Below are 15,844 nucleotides of genomic sequence, written 5' to 3'. Positions count from 1 at the left end.
AGATGCGCGCCTGGATCGGTGCCCCCGACGGCCCCGTGCTGCGTACCGTGCCCGTCCCCGAACCGGCTCCCGACGAGGCGCTGGTCCGGGTGGAGGCGTTCTCCGTGAACCGCGGCGAGCTGAACCTCTTCCGGCGCCGCGCCGAAGGATGGCGGCCGGGCCAGGACCTGGCCGGGGTGGTGGTGCGCGCCGCCGCGGACGGCAGCGGCCCGGCCGCCGGGACCCGCGTCGTGGCGATGAACGACTTCGGCGGATGGGCCCGCTACACCGCCGTCCCCGTGGACCGGATGGCCGTGCTGCCGGACAGCGTGGGCTTCGCGGAGTCCGCGACCCTGGGCGTCGCGGGGCTGACCGCACTGCGCGCACTGCGCCGCGGCGGACCGCTGGACGGCCGCCGAGTGCTGATCACGGGGGCCAGCGGCGGGGTGGGCTCCTTCGCGGTCCAGCTGGCCGCCGCTCGGGGAGCCCGGGTCACGGCGCTGACGGGCACCCGGCGGGAGCTGGACCTGAAGGAGCTCGGCGCCGAGCAGGTGATCGGCTCGCTCGCCGACGCCGAGGGCGAGTTCGACGTGATCCTGGAGTCGGTGGGCGGCGAGGTGCTGCAGAGCGCCCTGAAGATGCTGTCGCCGCTGGGGCACTTCGTGCTGCTCGGCACCTCCTCGGGACGGACCGCGACCCTGAGCATCTCCTCCTTCGTGCCGCACGCCCGTCAGACGCTGCACCCGTTCTGGGTGTTCGGCTCCGGCGAGCCGGTCGGCGAGGACCTGGCGGAACTGGTGGGCCTGATCGAGCAGGGCCTGCTGCACCCGGTGCTCGGCGCCGTGGACGGCTGGGAGCGGCTGCCCGAGGTGATGGCGGCGCTGCGCGAGCGCCGGATCCACGGCAAGGCCGCGCTCCTCGTCGACGGGGAGGTGTGAGCGCGGTGGCGCGGATCGTCATCGCGGGCTCCGCCTACCGGGCGGGCAGCGGCAAGGTCATCGCCGCGGCTGCCGCCGGGAGGGGCCACTCCGTCGGCTACGTGGACGACCTGGACCGCCTGGCCCGGGACCCCGGGGAGCTGGCGGGCGCCGACGCGCTGATCCTGGTGCCCAAGCGGGGCGACGCCCCGGTGCACACCGAGCGGGCCACCCGGACCCTGCTGGACCTGGCCCTGGGCCACTGCCCGGACGCCCACTTCGTCCTCTTCAGCTCGTTCGCGGTCGGGCACGGCCCGGCCCATCCGCTCAACCGGATCAACGACACGCTGCTGCCCTCCCGGGTCGCCGCCGAGCGGATGGTCCGCGAGAGCGGCCTGCCCTACACCGTCGTACGGCCCACCTGGATGACCGACGACCCGCCCGGGAGCCACGCCCTGACCCTCAGCCAGAACCCCTGGGGCGACGGCATGGTGTCCCGGCACGACCTGGCCGAGGCGATCGTCGCGGCCGTCGAGCAGGGCGCCGCCCGCTCGACCACCTTCAGCCTGTTCAACGAACCCGGCGAGCCGGTGGCCGACTGGGCCGCGGCCTTCGCGGCGCTGCGCCGCGACGAGCCGGAAGAGGAGCTGTGATGTCCGTACGCCCCGCCGCCCAGCACGCCTGGGAGGACACGTTCCGCTCCGACGAGGCGGGCCGCTCGCTGCCGCCCCGCCACCACCGGCTGCTGATGCTGGAGGTGGCCGCCGCGCCCACGGCCGAGGACGCCCGCGAGCTGGAGGCGGCGCTGGCCGCGCTCGAAGCCGCGTACGGCCACGGCGGCGAGGGGCTGCTGATGTGCCTGGGCTGGGGTCCGGGCTGGTTCTCCCGGTACACGGCGATGCGCTCCCCCGTCGCCGGGCCGGTCCCGATGGCCCGCTGGGAGAACCCGGTCCTGGAGGACTACGACGCCTGCCTGCACCTGGCTTCGGACCGCGAGGAGACGGTGGAGGAGGCGCTGCGGCTGCTGTTCGGGCCGGGGCCGCTGGACCAGCGCGGCCGGCTGCACCTGGCCGAGGTGCGCACCGGCTTCGTCGGCGAGGGACTGCCGGCCGAGCGCCGCCCGAAGGCGGCCATTCCCGGGGACGCTCCGCTGCTGATGGGCTTCCACTCGGGACTCAAGAAGAACCAGGCGACCGAGGAGGAGGTGTCGGTCCTCGACGGGCCCTTCGCGGGCGGTACGACCATGCACGTCAGCTACATCGTGCTGGACACCGACAGCTGGTACGAGCGGGGCGAGGACGAGCGGGCCGCGCTGATGTACTCGCCGCGGGTGACCGCGAAGGAGGCGCACGCCCTGGTCGAGGACGCGGAGAGCGACCGTACGGAGCTGCCCGCGGTGGCGGTCGGTCACGGGCGGGTCGGTCACGCACAGGCGACCGGCAGGGCCCGGCTCGCGGGCCGGCCGCGGATCAACCGCCGGGACTTCGCGACACTGGACCACGGGGTGCCGGGGACCCATTTCGTGTCGCTGCAGCGCACGATGGAGGACTTCCAGGCCACCCGGGCGATGATGAACGCCGCCGACGCGCCCGCGCATCACGGGGAGATCGGGGTACGGCGCAACAACGGGATCAACGCGTTCATGGACGTACGCAGCCGGGCCACCTTCGCGGTGCCTCCGCGCGCGGCGCGGGCCTACCCCGGGCTGGACGCGCCCCGGTCCGCCTGACCGGCGCCGATCCGTCCGACGCGGTGTCCGGCCGGCCGTGCCCTCAGCAGGGCCGGCCGGTCACCCGTGTGAGCAGGTCCTCCAGGGCGGCCGCGGATACGGAGCCGGGCTCGGGGCTGAACACCACGGCGCGCTGCCCGTTGCCCACCCCGTCCTCGATCACCGCCCGGGAGAGCGTCATGGCTCCGACCGCCGGGTGTTCGAAGCGGACCAGGACGTCGCTGCCGTCCTCGGCGGGGCGGGTCCCGCCGGCCGGGTCGGACCAGAGCGCGGCGAACTCCGGGCTGGCCGCCTCCAACTCCACGACCAGGGAGCTCAGTTCCTCGTCCTCATGCGTCCGGGTGGCGCGCCGCAGGGCCGCCGCGATCCGGGTCGCCTCCGGCTGCCAGGACCCGTACAGGGCCTGGGTGGCGGGGTCGAGGAACAGCATGCGGGCCAGGTTGGGCGGGACCGGGTCGACGGGCCGGTCCATCCCCCAGGCGAGCAGGGCCTGCCCCGGGAGGTTCCAGCCGGTGATGTCGAAGCGGTGGTTGAAGGCGACCACCGGCAGGTTGGGCACGGCACGGGTCAGGTGGCCCAGTCCGCGGAGCCGACAGGCGCCCGGAGATCCGCCGAGCCGGAACAGCTCACCGCGGTCCGCGGCTTCCAGGCGCAGCGCCGACGCGAGGGCGTCGAGCACGGACAGGGCCACGCGTCCGGCCCGGCCGTCTTCGATGTCGTTGTAGCGTTCGGCGTCGATCCCGGCCGCTCGGGCCAGTTCGCGCGGTGCGACTCCGGGGTCCGTTCGTAAGCGCTGGGAAATGAGGAAGCGGCTGAGGTCGGGATAGGGTTCCATGGCTTCAGTTTCGCGAGACCGCGGTGCGCGTGCCTGCCCCTGTTGGTCATCCTCAGCAGGCCGGACAGCAGGCCGGACAGCAGGTCCGATGCCCTGGGTGGAATCAGGCCGGGGACACACCGGAGTCCCCCTCGAGGAGGACCCGTAACGCCTGTTCCTCGGGCGAGGCGGGGTCCGCGTGGTAGAGCACGATGCACTGGTCGGGGGAGTCGGGAAGGCGCAGGCTTTCGAAGGCCAGGCTCAGCTCGCCGACCGCCGGGTGGTGGAGGTGGCGGGTTCCGTGCGTCTTCTCCCCGACGACGTGGCCGGACCAGATCTCGGTGAACTCCTCGCTCTCGAGGCCGAGCCGCTCGATGAGCTCCGTCAGTTCGGGGTCGCCGGGGAAACGGCCGGCCATCATGCGCAGGTACCCGGCCATCTCCACGGCCTCGCTGTGCCACTGGGGGTAGAGGGCACGGGCGCCGGGGTGCAGGAAGACGAGCTCGGCGAGGTTGGGGGGCGCGTCCCGGGCGAGGAGCTCCTCCACGTCGATGTGCCCCGAGAACATCGTGCGGGCCAGGGCGTTCCAGGCCAGGATGTCCATCTGCCTACCGAGTACTACGGCGGGCCCCTGGACGTAGGCGGCGATCATGCGGGCCACGGCCGGGCGCACCTCGGCGGCGGGCCGGGCCGGGCGGGCGAGCTCGGCGGCCCGGGAGAGGTTGTGCAGGTGCGCCCGCTCGCCCGTGTTGAGCTGGAGGGCGGTGGCGATGGCGTCCAGGACCTCCGGGGAGGCGCTGCGGTTCTGGCCCTGCTCCAGGCGCGTGTAGTAGTTGACGCTGACCTGGGCGAGGTGGGCCACCTCCTCCCTGCGCAGCCCCTGGACCCTGCGTCTCTTGCCGTCGCTCGACAGTCCGATCTCGTCTGGTGTCAGCCTGCTGCGCCGTACCTGGAGAAACATTCCAAGATCTGAATCCCGAACCCCCGCCGCCCGCTGCATTCTGTTTTCGCCTTTCGCTGCCCACGTACCGAGCCGAAATGACCGCACGAGAAGATTAGCCGCTGCGGCGCGCGTGGAAGCGACCGCCGGGGGCCTGATATCCCCGGCGTTCGGATTCGCGCCGCAGGCCTGCTTCTACAGAAACCCGGAACGGCGAGTTCCGGCCGGTGACCTTGGTCACTGGGAAGCCGGCCGGACCAAAGATCTCATGCGGGGGGCGGTCTGGCGAGCGAGATGGGTGCCTGAGGAATCCATTGGGTGGAAACACCGACAGGAATTCGGCCACGGATCGGAGGCGGTCGGAGAGGGTCGGCTATCGCAATTGTTACCGCTAAGAAAATTTTAGTTCGGGTATCTACTACAGCGCGTACGGTTCTTTTATCGATCTCGAATGGAAAATGCTGGAGCGGATCTTCTCGGGGCGGGCGTACGGGGGCTGCGGCGGCGGTCGAGATCGGTCACGGGCACGACCTTGACCAGGGCCGCGACCCGTGCCAGCTCGTCCAGGACCGTGGCGGGCAGGTACAGCCGGGTCCGCGCCGCCGAGGCGGAGGCCGGTGACCCGGACGGCAGTTCGGAAGGTGGTCCGGGCGCGTGCGCGGCCCCCGTAGCGCCCTGGTTCACGCACATGACCAACTGGCTTGTTTCCGCCCCTGATTGGTGTCGCCCCGAAGTGCCGGAACCGGGCCCCGAGCTGGTGATGAGTCCGAAAGCGCCGACGCGGGCCGCCCGCTCGCTGTACCAGTCGGTGGCACCCACATGGCGTGAACGGCGTACCGAGACCATGGCCGATCCGTGGTCCCTGGCCTGCTCCAGCGCCTGGTCCACGGCGAAGGCCAGCGCGGGCTGGCCCAGCCCGTGATGGGCGTCGACCACGGTGACCGTGCCGTAGCGGTGGACGATCTCGGGCCGGGCCCCGCCGTCGATGCTCCCGTCCAGCAGCCCCCGTACACAGGGACCGAGCCGGACCACACCGTGTTCGCCGGCCCCCGCCGCATCGGCGGCCACCAGTACCTGGGCCGTCAGGTCCGCGTCCTCGGCGCGGGCACCCGCCGATTCCAGGGCGGCGCCGACGAACGCCGTCAGCTCCTGGCGGCCGACCACGGCGACCAGCCCCGTACCGCGCGTGCGCGCCGCGGGCGATCGCGGCGCCGCCGTCACCGCCATCGGACGGTCTCCTTCTTCTTCGAAGTGCGGAAGTGGGGAAGCGGGGAAGTGCGGAAGTGGGGAAGGCGGACATCCGGGCAACCGACAGGAGAGTCACCGGATGTCCGCCTCCGTCCGTCTGCGGAGCCCCGCGCGCGGTCACCCGGCCGCGGGGCGCCGCGGCTACCGGGAGAGGAACTCCTCCGTGAGGGTGACCAGGGCCACCGGGGTCTCCACCATCGGGTAGTGGCCGGCGTTGCCCACGACCGTCAGTTCGCCGTTGGGGTAGTGCTTCATCCACGTCTCGCGCATCGCCTCCTCGGTCACCGCGGGGTCGTGCTCGCCGACCACCACCAGGGCGGGCACCTGGGCGCCCGTCACCCGGTCGGCGAAGTCGGTGGTGCGGAAGGAGTCCAGGTAGCTGCGGTACGCGACCGGGCCGACCTCCTTCATCGAGGTCTCGGCCATCCCCGCGACCCAGTTCGCCGACAGGCGGTTCCCGGTGGTCATGTCGACGATGACGCGGCGGTTCTCGATCTTGTGCGCGGCGTCCGCGAACAGCGGGAAGTCGGAGTCCGGGATGGGCATCCCGTTGGCGGGGACGGGGCTGAGGCCGATGATCCGACGGACCCGCTGCGGGGCCTTGAGCAGCACCTGCTGGATGGGCTGGCCGCCGAGCGAGTGCCCGATCAGCGAGAACTCCTGCCAGCCCAGGCTGTCGGCCAGCGTCAGCACGTCCGAGGCTATTTCGTCGGTGGTGTACGTGCCCGCCACGTCCAGGCTGCGGCCGAAGCCCCGGCAGTCCATGAACGCGTAGCTGAAGCGGGTCCCGTCCACGTGCGGCCACAGCGAGGAGAAGGACTGGTGCCCCAGGAACAGGGAGTGGAGCACGATCACCTTGTGCGGGCCGGAGCCGACGAGGTGGGCGAAGGGAACGGATCCGGCGCTCTGGTACATGTCTTCTTCCTCCAGGGAGAGTTCTGCGTGGGATGAGGGGTGGCCGGCGTGGGCGTCGGCCTCGTCTTCGCCGCCGGCCCCGGGCAGGAGCAGGCGGTCGAGGGTGTCGGAGAGCTCGTGGAGCTCCTCGCGGTGGCCGTGCAGCACGATGTGCCCGTCCGGCCGCACCAGATGGAACCCGGCGTGCCGGCAGTGCAGTTCGCGCGCGGCCGAAGCGGCCGGACCGCGTCCGGGCAGCGACCCGGCGTCCACCACCCGCAGCCGGCCGCGCCAGGGAGCGACCAGCCTGCGGATCGCGTCGGCCAGGCCCGGGTCGGTGTCCTTCTGCCCGGGGAGCACCAGCAGCTGGAACCGGGCCGGATCGGCGTCGGGACCGGCCATCTTCAGCGCCACGGCCAGCTCGCGCGGCAGGGCCGCGCCCTCCCGGGCGTGCCGGCGCAGGCCCGCCCGCGCCGAGCACCAGTTCGCGGGCCGGGCGCGCCGCCGGGGGCCTTCGCCGACCGGGCCGTAGACCCATCGGCGGCCCGCGGCGACCGGTACGTAGAAGCGGTCGAGTATCCCCGTACGGTCCAGGGCGCGCATCGCGGTGTCCCGGAGCGCGACCTGGCCGCCCCCGGTCCACATCGCGGCGCGCGTCTGCAGGTCGGTATCGCGCACGACGGCGTCGGCGACCGCCGCGCGCTCCGGGGTGTAGGTCTCCAGCAGAGCCGTCCGGGCCCCGCCGCGGACCACCGAGGCCAGCTTCCACGCGATGTTCTGGGCGTCCTGGATACCGGTGTTCAGGCCCTGGCCGCCCATCGGGCTGTGCGCGTGGGCGGCGTCGCCGGCCAGGAAGACCCGGCCGAGCTGGAAGGAGGCCGCGCGCCGGCGGTGCACCCGGAAGGTGGTGACCCAGTCCGGGTCGGTGAGCCGCAGCCCGCCCGGCCCGCGCAGGTCCACCAGCCGCTGCATGTCGGCGAGCTCCCCGTCCTCCATGTCGGCGGGGGCGTTGGTGAAGAACCGGAACAGTCCGAAGGGCTGCGGCACGATGGCCAGGACGCCCAGACGCGACTGGTAGTAGTGGATCTCGTCGGGAGCCAGCGGATCGCCGGCCACCTTGGCATCGGTGATCAGGAAGCGGTTCTCGTACGTGGCGCCCTCGTAGGGGATGCCGAGCTGGCGGCGCACCGCGCTGGTCGCGCCGTCCGCGCCGATCACCCAGGGAACGGTGAACCGCTCGACGCTCCCGTCGGGGTGCTCCAGCGAGGCCGTCACCGGACGGTCCTCGCGGATCGCCCCGCCGAAGTCCAGGCCCTGCAAGGAGGTCAGGCGCACACCGCGCTCGATGGTGCCGCCGAGCCGGTGCAGACCGGCGGTCAGCACCTCCTCGGTGAGCCGCTGCGGCAGGCAGTACGGGGCCATGTCGTCGGCCATCCGCATCCGCGTGACCGGCTTCTTCTCCGAGTAGTACGTCATCTGCCGCAGCTTGACGGCGACTTGGTCGACGCCCGCGGAGAGCCCGAGGTCCTCGAGTATGTCCAGGGTGCGCGGCCACACCAGCATCGCCTTGGAATGGACGCTGGGGCCGGGGGCCGCGTCCACGATCCTGACGCGGACCCCGCGGCGCAGCAGCTCGCTGGCCGCGGTCAGGCCGGTCGGGCCGGCGCCGACGACGAGGACCTCGTAGGCGTCCGGCCGCGCGGTGTCCGTGTCGGTGTCTTGTTCAGTGGGGTACCGGGTGGTCATGACAGCCTCTTTCGCGCTCACCGGCCGAGTCCGAGCGGGTTCCGACGGGGTCCGAGCGGGTTGCGATGTGGGTCCGGGCCGGAAGGCTCAGAGGAAGGCCAGCGAGATCGCGTGGCTGTCCTCGTGCATGTGGTAGCGGGTGATCAGGCCGTCGGCGACGCGCAGTTCGACGGCGAACTCCGAGGCGAAGGCCTTGCCGGTGGCGTTCACGAGGTAGCGGAAGCTGCCCAGCGCCACAGCGGCGTCCCCGTCGGCCAGAACCCGCTCGATGGAGAACTCCTGCGGCGTGAGGTTCTCGCCGGCCTGCTCGAAGAAGTCCGCGACCTCGCCGCGGGTGCTGCGCCGCCCCATCCAGGGGATCAGCGCGGTGTCGCCGGGGGTGAACCAGTCGAGGGGCTCCGCGAGGAGCTCGAGGGCCCGCTCTCCCTCGCCGGTGCCGATGCGGCGGAAGAACTCTTCGACTGTGGAACGTGTGGATTCGGTCATGTGGCGAAACGTATTCACGGACCCGCGGCCTGAGACAGACCCAGCCGGTGGTACCCAGCGCAGCCCTATGAAACGGCGGGTACTGGCTAGCACCTCCTGCCCCGCAGATGCTCGGACCACACCAACCGGCAGGAAGCGAAAGGTCACTCATGTCTACGGTCAACAGCCCCGAGGAGACTCGGGTCGATCACTCACCGGGGTCGGTCACCGCCCCGGCCCAGGTGCCGCAAGCCGCTCCGGACAAGATGACGAGGCGCCAGACGCTCATCCTGCTTCTCCTGCTCGGCGCCCAGTTCACCCTCGCGGTGGACTTCTCCATCATGAACGTCGCGGTCCCCGTCATCGGCCGCGAGCTCCACTTCGCCACCGAGAACCTGCAGTGGATCGCGACGGCCTTCGCCCTCAGCGCGGCCGGTTTCAGCCTCCTCTTCGGCCGCGTCGCCGACCTCATCGGAGCCCGCAAGGTCTTCCTCTCAGGTCTGGTCCTGCTGACCGTCTCCTCCCTCGCGGGCGGACTCGTCGACGCCGCCGGACCGCTCCTCGCGGCCCGCGTGGCCCAGGGGCTGGCGACCGCGATGGTCACCCCGGCAGGCCTCGCCCTGCTGATCACCTCCTTCCCCGAAGGACCGCTGCGCGACCGTGCGCTCGGACTCAACGGCGCCATGCTCTCCGCGGGCTTCACCTGCGGCGCCATCGTCGGCGGCATGCTGACGGACACCCTGAGCTGGCGGTGGGGCTTCTTCATCAACATCCCGATCGGCATCCTGCTGATCGTCGTCACGCCGATGCTGGTCAAGGCCTCCCGCGGGCACACCGGCGGCAAGCTGGACATCCCCGGAGCCGTCTCCGTCAGCGCCGGTCTGATCGCCCTCGTCTACGGGATCTCCGCCGCCGGCCAGTACGGCTGGGGCGACCCCACCACCCTGATCTCGCTCGCCGTCGGCGTGCTGCTGCTCGTCGTCTTCGGCTTCGTGGAACTCAACGCCCCCGAGCCGCTGGCCCCGCTGCGCATCCTCGGCCGCCGCACCGTCACCTGGGGCAACATCGGCGGCGCCGCCACCTTCGTCGGCTTCACCTCGATGATCTTCCTGCTGACCCTCTACCTCCAGGAGGTCCTGGGGTACTCGGCGATGGCGACCGGCCTGACCTTCGGTGTCCTGGGCGTCGGCGCCTTCCTCGGCGGAGTCACCGCCCCCCGCTGGATCGGCGTCCTCGGCAGCAGCCGGGCGGTCCTCGTCGCGGGTCTGCTGGTCCAGGGCATCACGGTCGGCGCGCTCTTCTTCGCCGGAGACGCCCGCGGCTGGCTCTACGGGGTCCTCGCCCTGGCCTTCCTCAGCAGCTACGCCCACGTCGCCGCCATCGTCGGCTTCATGGTCACCGCCACCTCGGGCCTGCCCAACGAGCAGCAGGGCCTGGCCACCGGCATCACCACGCTGACCCAGCAGGTCAGCATCACGATCGGCATCCCGATCATGAGCGCGATCGCCACCGCCCAGATCCGGAGCCTGTCGAGCGAGCCCGTCAAGGCCGCGACCCTGTCCGGCATCAACCTCTCGATCCTGGTCAACGGCCTGATCCTGATCGGCGTCTCCCTGCTGGTCGCCGTCTTCCTCCGCAACCGCCGCGCCGCCGCAGCCCGGCACTGACCGGTCGTCCGGCACTGACCGGCCCGGCCCGTCCCGGCCGGCTCCGGCCGCCCCGCCCCCGCACACCTGTCGCCGGGGACCCCACCCCGTGTCCCCCTGCGCCGGTCCCCGGCGACAGCAGTCCCGCCCGTACGGAGAGGAAGCGACCCACGATGAACCGCGCCACACCGCCCGCTCCGCCCGCCCCGCCCACCGCGTCCGCCCCGTCCACCGCGACCCGGATCGACCCGGACGCCGACACCACCACCGCCGTCCTGGTCATCGGGGCCGGCCCGACCGGACTGATGCTGGGCTGCCTCCTGCGGGACCTCGGTGTCGAGTGCACCCTCGTCGAACAGCGCGAGACGATCGACCCCCGCACCCGGGCGGTCATGGTGCACGCGGCCGGGCTGGAGATCCTGGAGGGCCTGGGCCTGCGCACCGCCCTGGAGGAGCGGGGCGTACGGCAGCGCCGCATCGACTTCCACACCGGCCACGGGGCCGTGTTCAGCATCGACTTCAGCGGCCTCGACACCCGGTTCCCCTACTACCTGAACGTGCCGCAGCCCGAGGTGGAAGAGCTCCTCGCCCAGCGGTTCACCGCCCTCGGCGGCCGACTCCTGCGGGGCCTGAGCTACGTCTCCCACCGCGAGGCCCAGCATGGGGTCGCCGTCGAGCTCCAGTACGCGGACCCGGACTCCACCACGACCACCTCGACCACCCTGAACGCCCGCTACCTGGTGGCGGCCGACGGCGCGAGCAGCGCCGTCCGCACCGCCCTCGGCATCGACTTCCCCGGTGTCACCTACCCCATGAGCTATCTGCTGGCCGAGGGCGCACCCCGCGTTCCGGCCGATCCGGACGCCTCCGCCATGTACATCGGCCCGGCCGGAGCGGTCTCCCTGCTCCCGCTGCCCCACGGCACGGTGCGGATCGCGGGACCGGTCTCCGCCGAGTCCCTGGAGCGGGACAGCGAGCTCGGCGCGGAGGAGTTCCGCCGGAGCGTCGAAACCCTCGGCTTCGGCGAGGTCCTCGCCTTCGATCGGATCGACCGGATCGCGCACTACCAGGTCCACGAACGGCTCGCGGAGCGCTTCACCGAGGGCCGCACCGTCCTCGCCGGAGACGCCGCCCACCTCAACTCCCCGGCCGGCGGCCAGGCGATGAACACCGGCTTCGCCGACGCCCGGGCGCTGGCCTGGCGGTTCGCCGCCCTCCTCGACGGCGGCGACGCGGCCCTGCTGGAGGAGTACGCCGCCGAGCGCCGCGCCGCGGCGGCCGAAGTCGCCCGCAGCACCGGCGTCCTCGGGCTCCTCGACGTGATGCGCCGGGCCGAGACGCCCGAGGCGCGCAGCTCCGTAGCGCAGTCCCTGGCGGGATACGCGCAGACGTGGAGCCAGCTCCCGCTCGCGGCCGCGCCCCTACCCACCCACTCCGAGAAGGAGGCGGCATGAGCACGGACCGCACCCCCCGCCTCGGCATCGCGGGCACCGGCAGCTACCTCCCCGAGCGGCGGCTGGACCTGGACGCCGAGGCGGCCCGCCACGACGACTCCGACGCCGATCGCATCCGCGCCACCGGCTACCGCACCATCGCCGCCGAGGAATCCCTCTACCCGGGGGACATGGCCCTCGTCGCCGCCGAGCGGGCACTGGCCGCGGCCGGGGTCAAGGCGCAGGACGTCGACCTGATCGCGGTCACCTCGATCCACCGCCACGGCCACCAGCGCCTGTGGTCCCCGGCCTCCTGGCTCCAGTCCCGGCTGGGCGCCACCCGCGCACTGCCCTTCACCGTCAACCAGGGCTGCAACGCGCAGCTGCTCGTACTGGACCTGGTCACGGGGCTCCTCGGTGCGCAGGGGCGGCGCACCGCGCTGGTCGTGGCCACCGACCGGTTCGCCGAGTCCGGCTTCGACCGGTTCACCGCCGACTACGGCATCGTCTACGGGGACGGTGCGGCGGCCATGGTCCTGACCGCGATCGACCCGGCCGACCCCGCCGCCGGCTCCGCCACCGAGGCTCCCGCCTGGCGGGTGCTGGCCACCCACAGCGTCAGCGACCCCGCCCTCGAAGGACTGCACCGGCTCGACGCCCCGGCCCCGGAAACCTCCGAGCTGATCGCCGCCGAGCACGACGTGCGGGCCGCGAAGAAGCGCTACCTGGCCGCCCACGGCGGAGACAGCCTGCGCGACGCCACCCGCAGCGCTGTGCGCGAGATCCGCCGGGCCCTGCTGCCGGACGGGGACGACTTCAAGCTGCGCCGGGTCGTCTACCCCAACCTGGGCCTGCCCCTGCTCGAAGAGAACTACTTCCCGGAATTCCCCGGCGGCAGCGCGATCTCGCTGTGGGAATTCGGCGCCACCGTCGGCCACCTCGGCTCCGGCGACCAGATCGCCGGCCTCGACCACCTGGAGCGCACCGAGACCTTCGCCACCGGCGACCGGGTCCTGCTCCTGGGCGCCGGAGCCGGTTTCACCTGGACCGGAGTCCTCCTGGAGCGGGGCTGACGGCTCCCGAAGCACGGACCGAACACCGAACACCGAACACCGAAGACCAACCGAGAAAGCAGGTTCCGTACGTGAACACCGCACCCGCGCCGCTCGAACTGGAATTCGCCGTACCCGAGCTCAGCTACACCCGCACCGTCGACCGGACCCTGGTCCACCGGGACGCGCTCGGCGAGGTCTTCCTCACCGACCTCCAGCCCCTGGACGAGACCTCGTACGCCGCGGCGGCCCAGCTGCCCCGCTCCCACGCCTACTACGGCGACCACCTGCTCGGCCCCGACGTGTACGACCCGGTGCTGCTGCTGGAGGCCTGCCGGCAGGCGGCCCTGGCCGGCGCGCACGCCTACTTCGGGGTCCCCAGACAGGACAAGTTCATCCTGACCCACCTCCGGGTGCGCCTCACCCACCCGGACCGGGTCACGGTGGGCACCGCGCCGTGCCAGCTGACCCTGCACGTCACCACCAGCAACCACTACGTCCGCGAGGGCCGCACCAACGGCCTCGACTACGAGGTCGACCTGCGCGTCGGCGAGGTCAGCATCGGCCGGGCCGGCATCGGGCTGCGCTTCAAGTCCCCGGACTCCTACCTGCAGTTGCGGCTGCGCAACCGCGACCAGCGCCCGCTGCCCTCCTCCGCCGACCGCCCCCGCCCCGGCGGTGTGCACGGAGCGCCGGCGCAGCCGTACCGCGTCGGCCGGGTCAACGCCGACAACGTGGTCCTCAGCGGCATCGAGGCGGACGGCAGCACGCTGACGGCCCAGATACGCACGCCCAGCACCCACCCCAGCATGTTCGACCACCCGCAGGACCACCTCCCCGGCATGGTCATCGCGGAAGCCGCCCGCCAGCTCGCCCTCTACGGGGCCCTGGAGGTCCGCGGGATGTCCCCCTCCCGGGTCTACCCGACCGAACTCACGGTCACGTTCACCCGGTTCGGCGAGCTCGACAGCCCGGCCGTGCTGACCGCGGTCGTCGGCGACCGGCGCGAGGACGGCCCCGACCGCGACTCCTACTACACCGCGGGCGGCCTCGTGGACTTCGGCGACCTGGGCGAGTCCGGCGGGGCGGCCGGGCCGGACGCCGATCTGGTGCCGGTGCGCGTCGAAGCCACCCAGGACGGCGAGAGCCTGTGCGTGCTCTCCCTCTCGCTGACCCGGGTGCGGGCCGCCCGATGAGCGCTTCCGCCGCCTTCTTCGACGTCGACGAGACCCTCGTCGGGTTCAAGAGCATGTTCCGCTTCCTCGCCTTCCACCTGGACCGCCGCGGAGAAGCCCCCGACACCTACGCCCGTCTGACGGGCGAGCTGCACCGCGCCGCCGCCGAGGGGACCGCGCGCGCCGAGGTCAACCGCCGCTACTACCGGCTCTTCGCGGGGGAGAGCGCGGCAGCCCTCGCCGAGTCCGGCCGGGCCTGGTTCGGATCGGAGCTGGAGGACGCACCCTTCCTGCCCGGCCCCACCGCCCGCTTCGCGCGGCACCTGGAGCGCGGCGACTTCACCGTCCTGGTGTCGGGCTCCTTCTTCGCCTGCCTGGACCCGATCGCCGAACACCTCGGCGCGAACTGGGCCTTCGGGACCCGGCCCGTGATCCGGCGCGGGGCCCTGACCGGCGAGGTGGTCACCCCGATGATCGGCGCCGCGAAGGGCGCCACCGCCCGCGCCGTGGCCGCCGTACGAGGCCTGGACCGCGCGCGCTGCACGGCGTACGGGGACCACGCCAGCGACCTCGACCTGCTCGGCTCCGTCGGCCACCCGGTGGTCGTCGGCGAGGACCCGGTCCTCTCGGCCCACGCCCTGCTGGCGCACTGGGAGCAGATCCCGGGCATCGAAGCACCCCTACGCGAGGAGATACGAGCGTGAGAGACGTCCCTGAAGACCTCCCCGCCAGTCCGGTGGCCGTGCTCGCCACGGGGTCCTACCTGCCGGAGCGGATCATCGGAAACGAGGAGGTGGCACGGCTCGCGGGAGTCACGGACGAGTGGATCGTGCGCAAGACGGGCATCCGCGAGCGCCGCCGGGCCGCCCCGCACGAGGCCACCTCCGACCTCGCCGCCCACGCCGGGCGCCGGGCCCTGGAGCAGGCGGGCATCCGGCCGCGCGACCTCTCGTACATCGTGGTCGCGACCTCCACCCCCGACCAGCCCCAGCCGGCCACCGCGGCGATCGTGCAGCACCTGCTCGGAGCCGTGAACGCCGCCGCCTTCGACGTGAACTCCGTGTGCAGCGGCTTCGTCTACGCCCTGACCGTCACCGAGCGGCTGCTGCGCGCCGAACCGGGAGACGCCTACGGGCTGGTGATCGGCGCGGACGTCTACTCGCGCATCCTGGACCACACCGACCGCAAGACGGCGATCCTCTTCGGGGACGGCGCGGGCGCCGCGGTGCTCGGCCCCTCGGCCGCGGGCCACGGAGTGCTCGGCACCAGCCTGCTCACCCGGGGCGACCAGCACGGGATGATCGGGGTCCCGGCGGGCGGCAGCCGCCTTCCGGCCTCCGCGCGAACCCTGGAGGAGGGCGGACACCACTTCCGGATGGACGGGCGCGGGGTGCGCTCCTTCGTCCAGGAGAACCTGCCCGGCGCGATCGCGGAACTCCTGGCCAGGGCCGGACTGCCGGGCCGCTCAGTCGACCACTTCGTCCCGCACCAGGCCAACGCCGTCATGATCGGCGAGGTCTGGCCGGAGCTCGGCCTCGACAACGCCGTCCTCCACCTGGAGATCAGCCGCTACGGGAACACGGGCTCGGCGTCCATCGCCGTCACCCTCGACGAGATCCACCGCAAGGGCCTGCTCGCCGAGGACGACGTGGTCCTCCTGTCCGGATTCGGCGGCGGCATGTCGGTCGGCTCCAGCCTCCTCAGCTGGGCCCCCACCGCCTGCGCCGCCGCTCCCCGGCTGCTGGCCGGAGCGGCCGCCGTCCGGCAGTCCTAGGACGGGCCCCGGCGGCCGGAGCAGCCCGAGGA

At 72.7% G+C, this 15,844-nt stretch carries 14 protein-coding genes; 9 read left to right on the top strand and 5 right to left on the bottom strand.

What is annotated here, in order from left to right; genetic code table 11:
• The first annotated feature begins 2 nt into the window (after positions 1–2).
• Genes OG490_RS38625 through OG490_RS38615 form a run of 3 tightly spaced genes read left to right on the top strand, consistent with a single transcriptional unit; the run spans position 3 to position 2,625 of the window.
• Positions 3–917, top strand: a complete 915-nt coding sequence (locus OG490_RS38625) for a zinc-binding dehydrogenase (RefSeq protein ID WP_330301425.1) — start codon at positions 3–5, stop codon at positions 915–917.
• On the top strand, positions 914–1,549 hold the full coding sequence (locus OG490_RS38620; RefSeq protein WP_330301424.1) for an NAD(P)H-binding protein: 636 nt from the start codon (positions 914–916) through the stop codon (positions 1,547–1,549). Before OG490_RS38625 ends, OG490_RS38620 begins: the two co-directional genes overlap by 4 nt.
• The gene (locus OG490_RS38615) at positions 1,549–2,625 is read left to right on the top strand and encodes a DUF7405 family protein (RefSeq protein ID WP_330301423.1); all 1,077 of its coding nucleotides are present in this window, start codon (positions 1,549–1,551) and stop codon (positions 2,623–2,625) included. Before OG490_RS38620 ends, OG490_RS38615 begins: the two co-directional genes overlap by 1 nt.
• A 43-nt stretch (positions 2,626–2,668) precedes the next feature.
• Here OG490_RS38615 and OG490_RS38610 read toward each other — a convergent pair whose 3' ends face one another.
• The 5 genes from OG490_RS38610 to OG490_RS38590 all read right to left on the bottom strand — a co-directional run bounded on the left by OG490_RS38610 (position 2,669) and on the right by OG490_RS38590 (position 8,753).
• A complete protein-coding gene (locus OG490_RS38610; protein ID WP_330301422.1) occupies positions 2,669–3,460 on the bottom strand; it encodes a helix-turn-helix transcriptional regulator in 792 nt (263 codons plus the stop codon).
• A 103-nt stretch (positions 3,461–3,563) separates the two neighbouring features.
• On the bottom strand, positions 3,564–4,400 hold the full coding sequence (locus OG490_RS38605; protein ID WP_330301421.1) for a helix-turn-helix domain-containing protein: 837 nt from the start codon (positions 4,398–4,400) through the stop codon (positions 3,564–3,566).
• Between the two features lie 417 nt (positions 4,401–4,817).
• Positions 4,818–5,606 carry an Ldh family oxidoreductase gene (locus OG490_RS38600; protein WP_330301420.1) on the bottom strand — a complete coding sequence of 263 codons (789 nt, stop codon included), beginning with the start codon at positions 5,604–5,606 and terminating at the stop codon, positions 4,818–4,820.
• Positions 5,607–5,768: 162 nt separating this feature from the next.
• Entirely contained in the window at positions 5,769–8,267 is a 2,499-nt protein-coding gene (locus OG490_RS38595) for an alpha/beta fold hydrolase (protein ID WP_330301419.1), read from the bottom strand.
• 87 nt (positions 8,268–8,354) lie between these two features.
• Positions 8,355–8,753 carry a nuclear transport factor 2 family protein gene (locus tag OG490_RS38590; RefSeq protein ID WP_330301418.1) on the bottom strand — a complete coding sequence of 133 codons (399 nt, stop codon included), beginning with the start codon at positions 8,751–8,753 and terminating at the stop codon, positions 8,355–8,357.
• Positions 8,754–8,902: 149 nt separating this feature from the next.
• Between OG490_RS38590 and OG490_RS38585 the strand changes: the two genes are divergently transcribed.
• The 6 genes from OG490_RS38585 (at position 8,903) to OG490_RS38560 (ending at position 15,812) form a co-directional block, all read left to right on the top strand.
• Positions 8,903–10,399 (top strand): MFS transporter, encoded by a 1,497-nt coding sequence (locus OG490_RS38585; RefSeq protein WP_330301417.1) that lies wholly within the window; start codon positions 8,903–8,905, stop codon positions 10,397–10,399.
• A 152-nt stretch (positions 10,400–10,551) separates the two neighbouring features.
• Positions 10,552–11,832 (top strand): FAD-dependent oxidoreductase, encoded by a 1,281-nt coding sequence (locus OG490_RS38580; protein WP_330301416.1) that lies wholly within the window; start codon positions 10,552–10,554, stop codon positions 11,830–11,832.
• Positions 11,829–12,884 (top strand): ketoacyl-ACP synthase III family protein, encoded by a 1,056-nt coding sequence (locus OG490_RS38575; RefSeq protein WP_330301415.1) that lies wholly within the window; start codon positions 11,829–11,831, stop codon positions 12,882–12,884. Before OG490_RS38580 ends, OG490_RS38575 begins: the two co-directional genes overlap by 4 nt.
• A gap of 71 nt (positions 12,885–12,955) precedes the next feature.
• Positions 12,956–14,059, top strand: a complete 1,104-nt coding sequence (locus tag OG490_RS38570) for a ScbA/BarX family gamma-butyrolactone biosynthesis protein (protein ID WP_330301414.1) — start codon at positions 12,956–12,958, stop codon at positions 14,057–14,059.
• On the top strand, positions 14,056–14,742 hold the full coding sequence (locus tag OG490_RS38565) for an HAD family hydrolase (RefSeq protein ID WP_330301413.1): 687 nt from the start codon (positions 14,056–14,058) through the stop codon (positions 14,740–14,742). Before OG490_RS38570 ends, OG490_RS38565 begins: the two co-directional genes overlap by 4 nt.
• On the top strand, positions 14,739–15,812 hold the full coding sequence (locus OG490_RS38560) for a 3-oxoacyl-ACP synthase III family protein (RefSeq protein WP_330301412.1): 1,074 nt from the start codon (positions 14,739–14,741) through the stop codon (positions 15,810–15,812). Before OG490_RS38565 ends, OG490_RS38560 begins: the two co-directional genes overlap by 4 nt.
• Positions 15,813–15,844 lie beyond the last annotated feature (32 nt).

It is taken from the genome of Streptomyces sp. NBC_00503 (assembly GCF_036346895.1).
In the GTDB taxonomy this organism is placed as follows: Bacteria; Actinomycetota; Actinomycetes; order Streptomycetales; family Streptomycetaceae; genus Streptomyces.
This window is presented reverse-complemented; position numbering and strand designations above follow the sequence as displayed.

Coding starts and splice junctions, on each gene's coding strand:
- OG490_RS38625 (WP_330301425.1), top strand. CDS start 3: ATGCGCGCCTGGATCGGTGCCCCCGACGGCCCCGTGCTGCGTACCGTG.
- OG490_RS38615 (WP_330301423.1), top strand. CDS start 1,549: ATGTCCGTACGCCCCGCCGCCCAGCACGCCTGGGAGGACACGTTCCGC.
- OG490_RS38610 (WP_330301422.1), bottom strand. CDS start 3,460: ATGGAACCCTATCCCGACCTCAGCCGCTTCCTCATTTCCCAGCGCTTA.
- OG490_RS38605 (WP_330301421.1), bottom strand. CDS start 4,400: ATGTTTCTCCAGGTACGGCGCAGCAGGCTGACACCAGACGAGATCGGA.
- OG490_RS38600 (WP_330301420.1), bottom strand. CDS start 5,606: ATGGCGGTGACGGCGGCGCCGCGATCGCCCGCGGCGCGCACGCGCGGT.
- OG490_RS38595 (WP_330301419.1), bottom strand. CDS start 8,267: ATGACCACCCGGTACCCCACTGAACAAGACACCGACACGGACACCGCG.
- OG490_RS38590 (WP_330301418.1), bottom strand. CDS start 8,753: ATGACCGAATCCACACGTTCCACAGTCGAAGAGTTCTTCCGCCGCATC.
- OG490_RS38585 (WP_330301417.1), top strand. CDS start 8,903: ATGTCTACGGTCAACAGCCCCGAGGAGACTCGGGTCGATCACTCACCG.
- OG490_RS38580 (WP_330301416.1), top strand. CDS start 10,552: ATGAACCGCGCCACACCGCCCGCTCCGCCCGCCCCGCCCACCGCGTCC.
- OG490_RS38575 (WP_330301415.1), top strand. CDS start 11,829: ATGAGCACGGACCGCACCCCCCGCCTCGGCATCGCGGGCACCGGCAGC.
- OG490_RS38565 (WP_330301413.1), top strand. CDS start 14,056: ATGAGCGCTTCCGCCGCCTTCTTCGACGTCGACGAGACCCTCGTCGGG.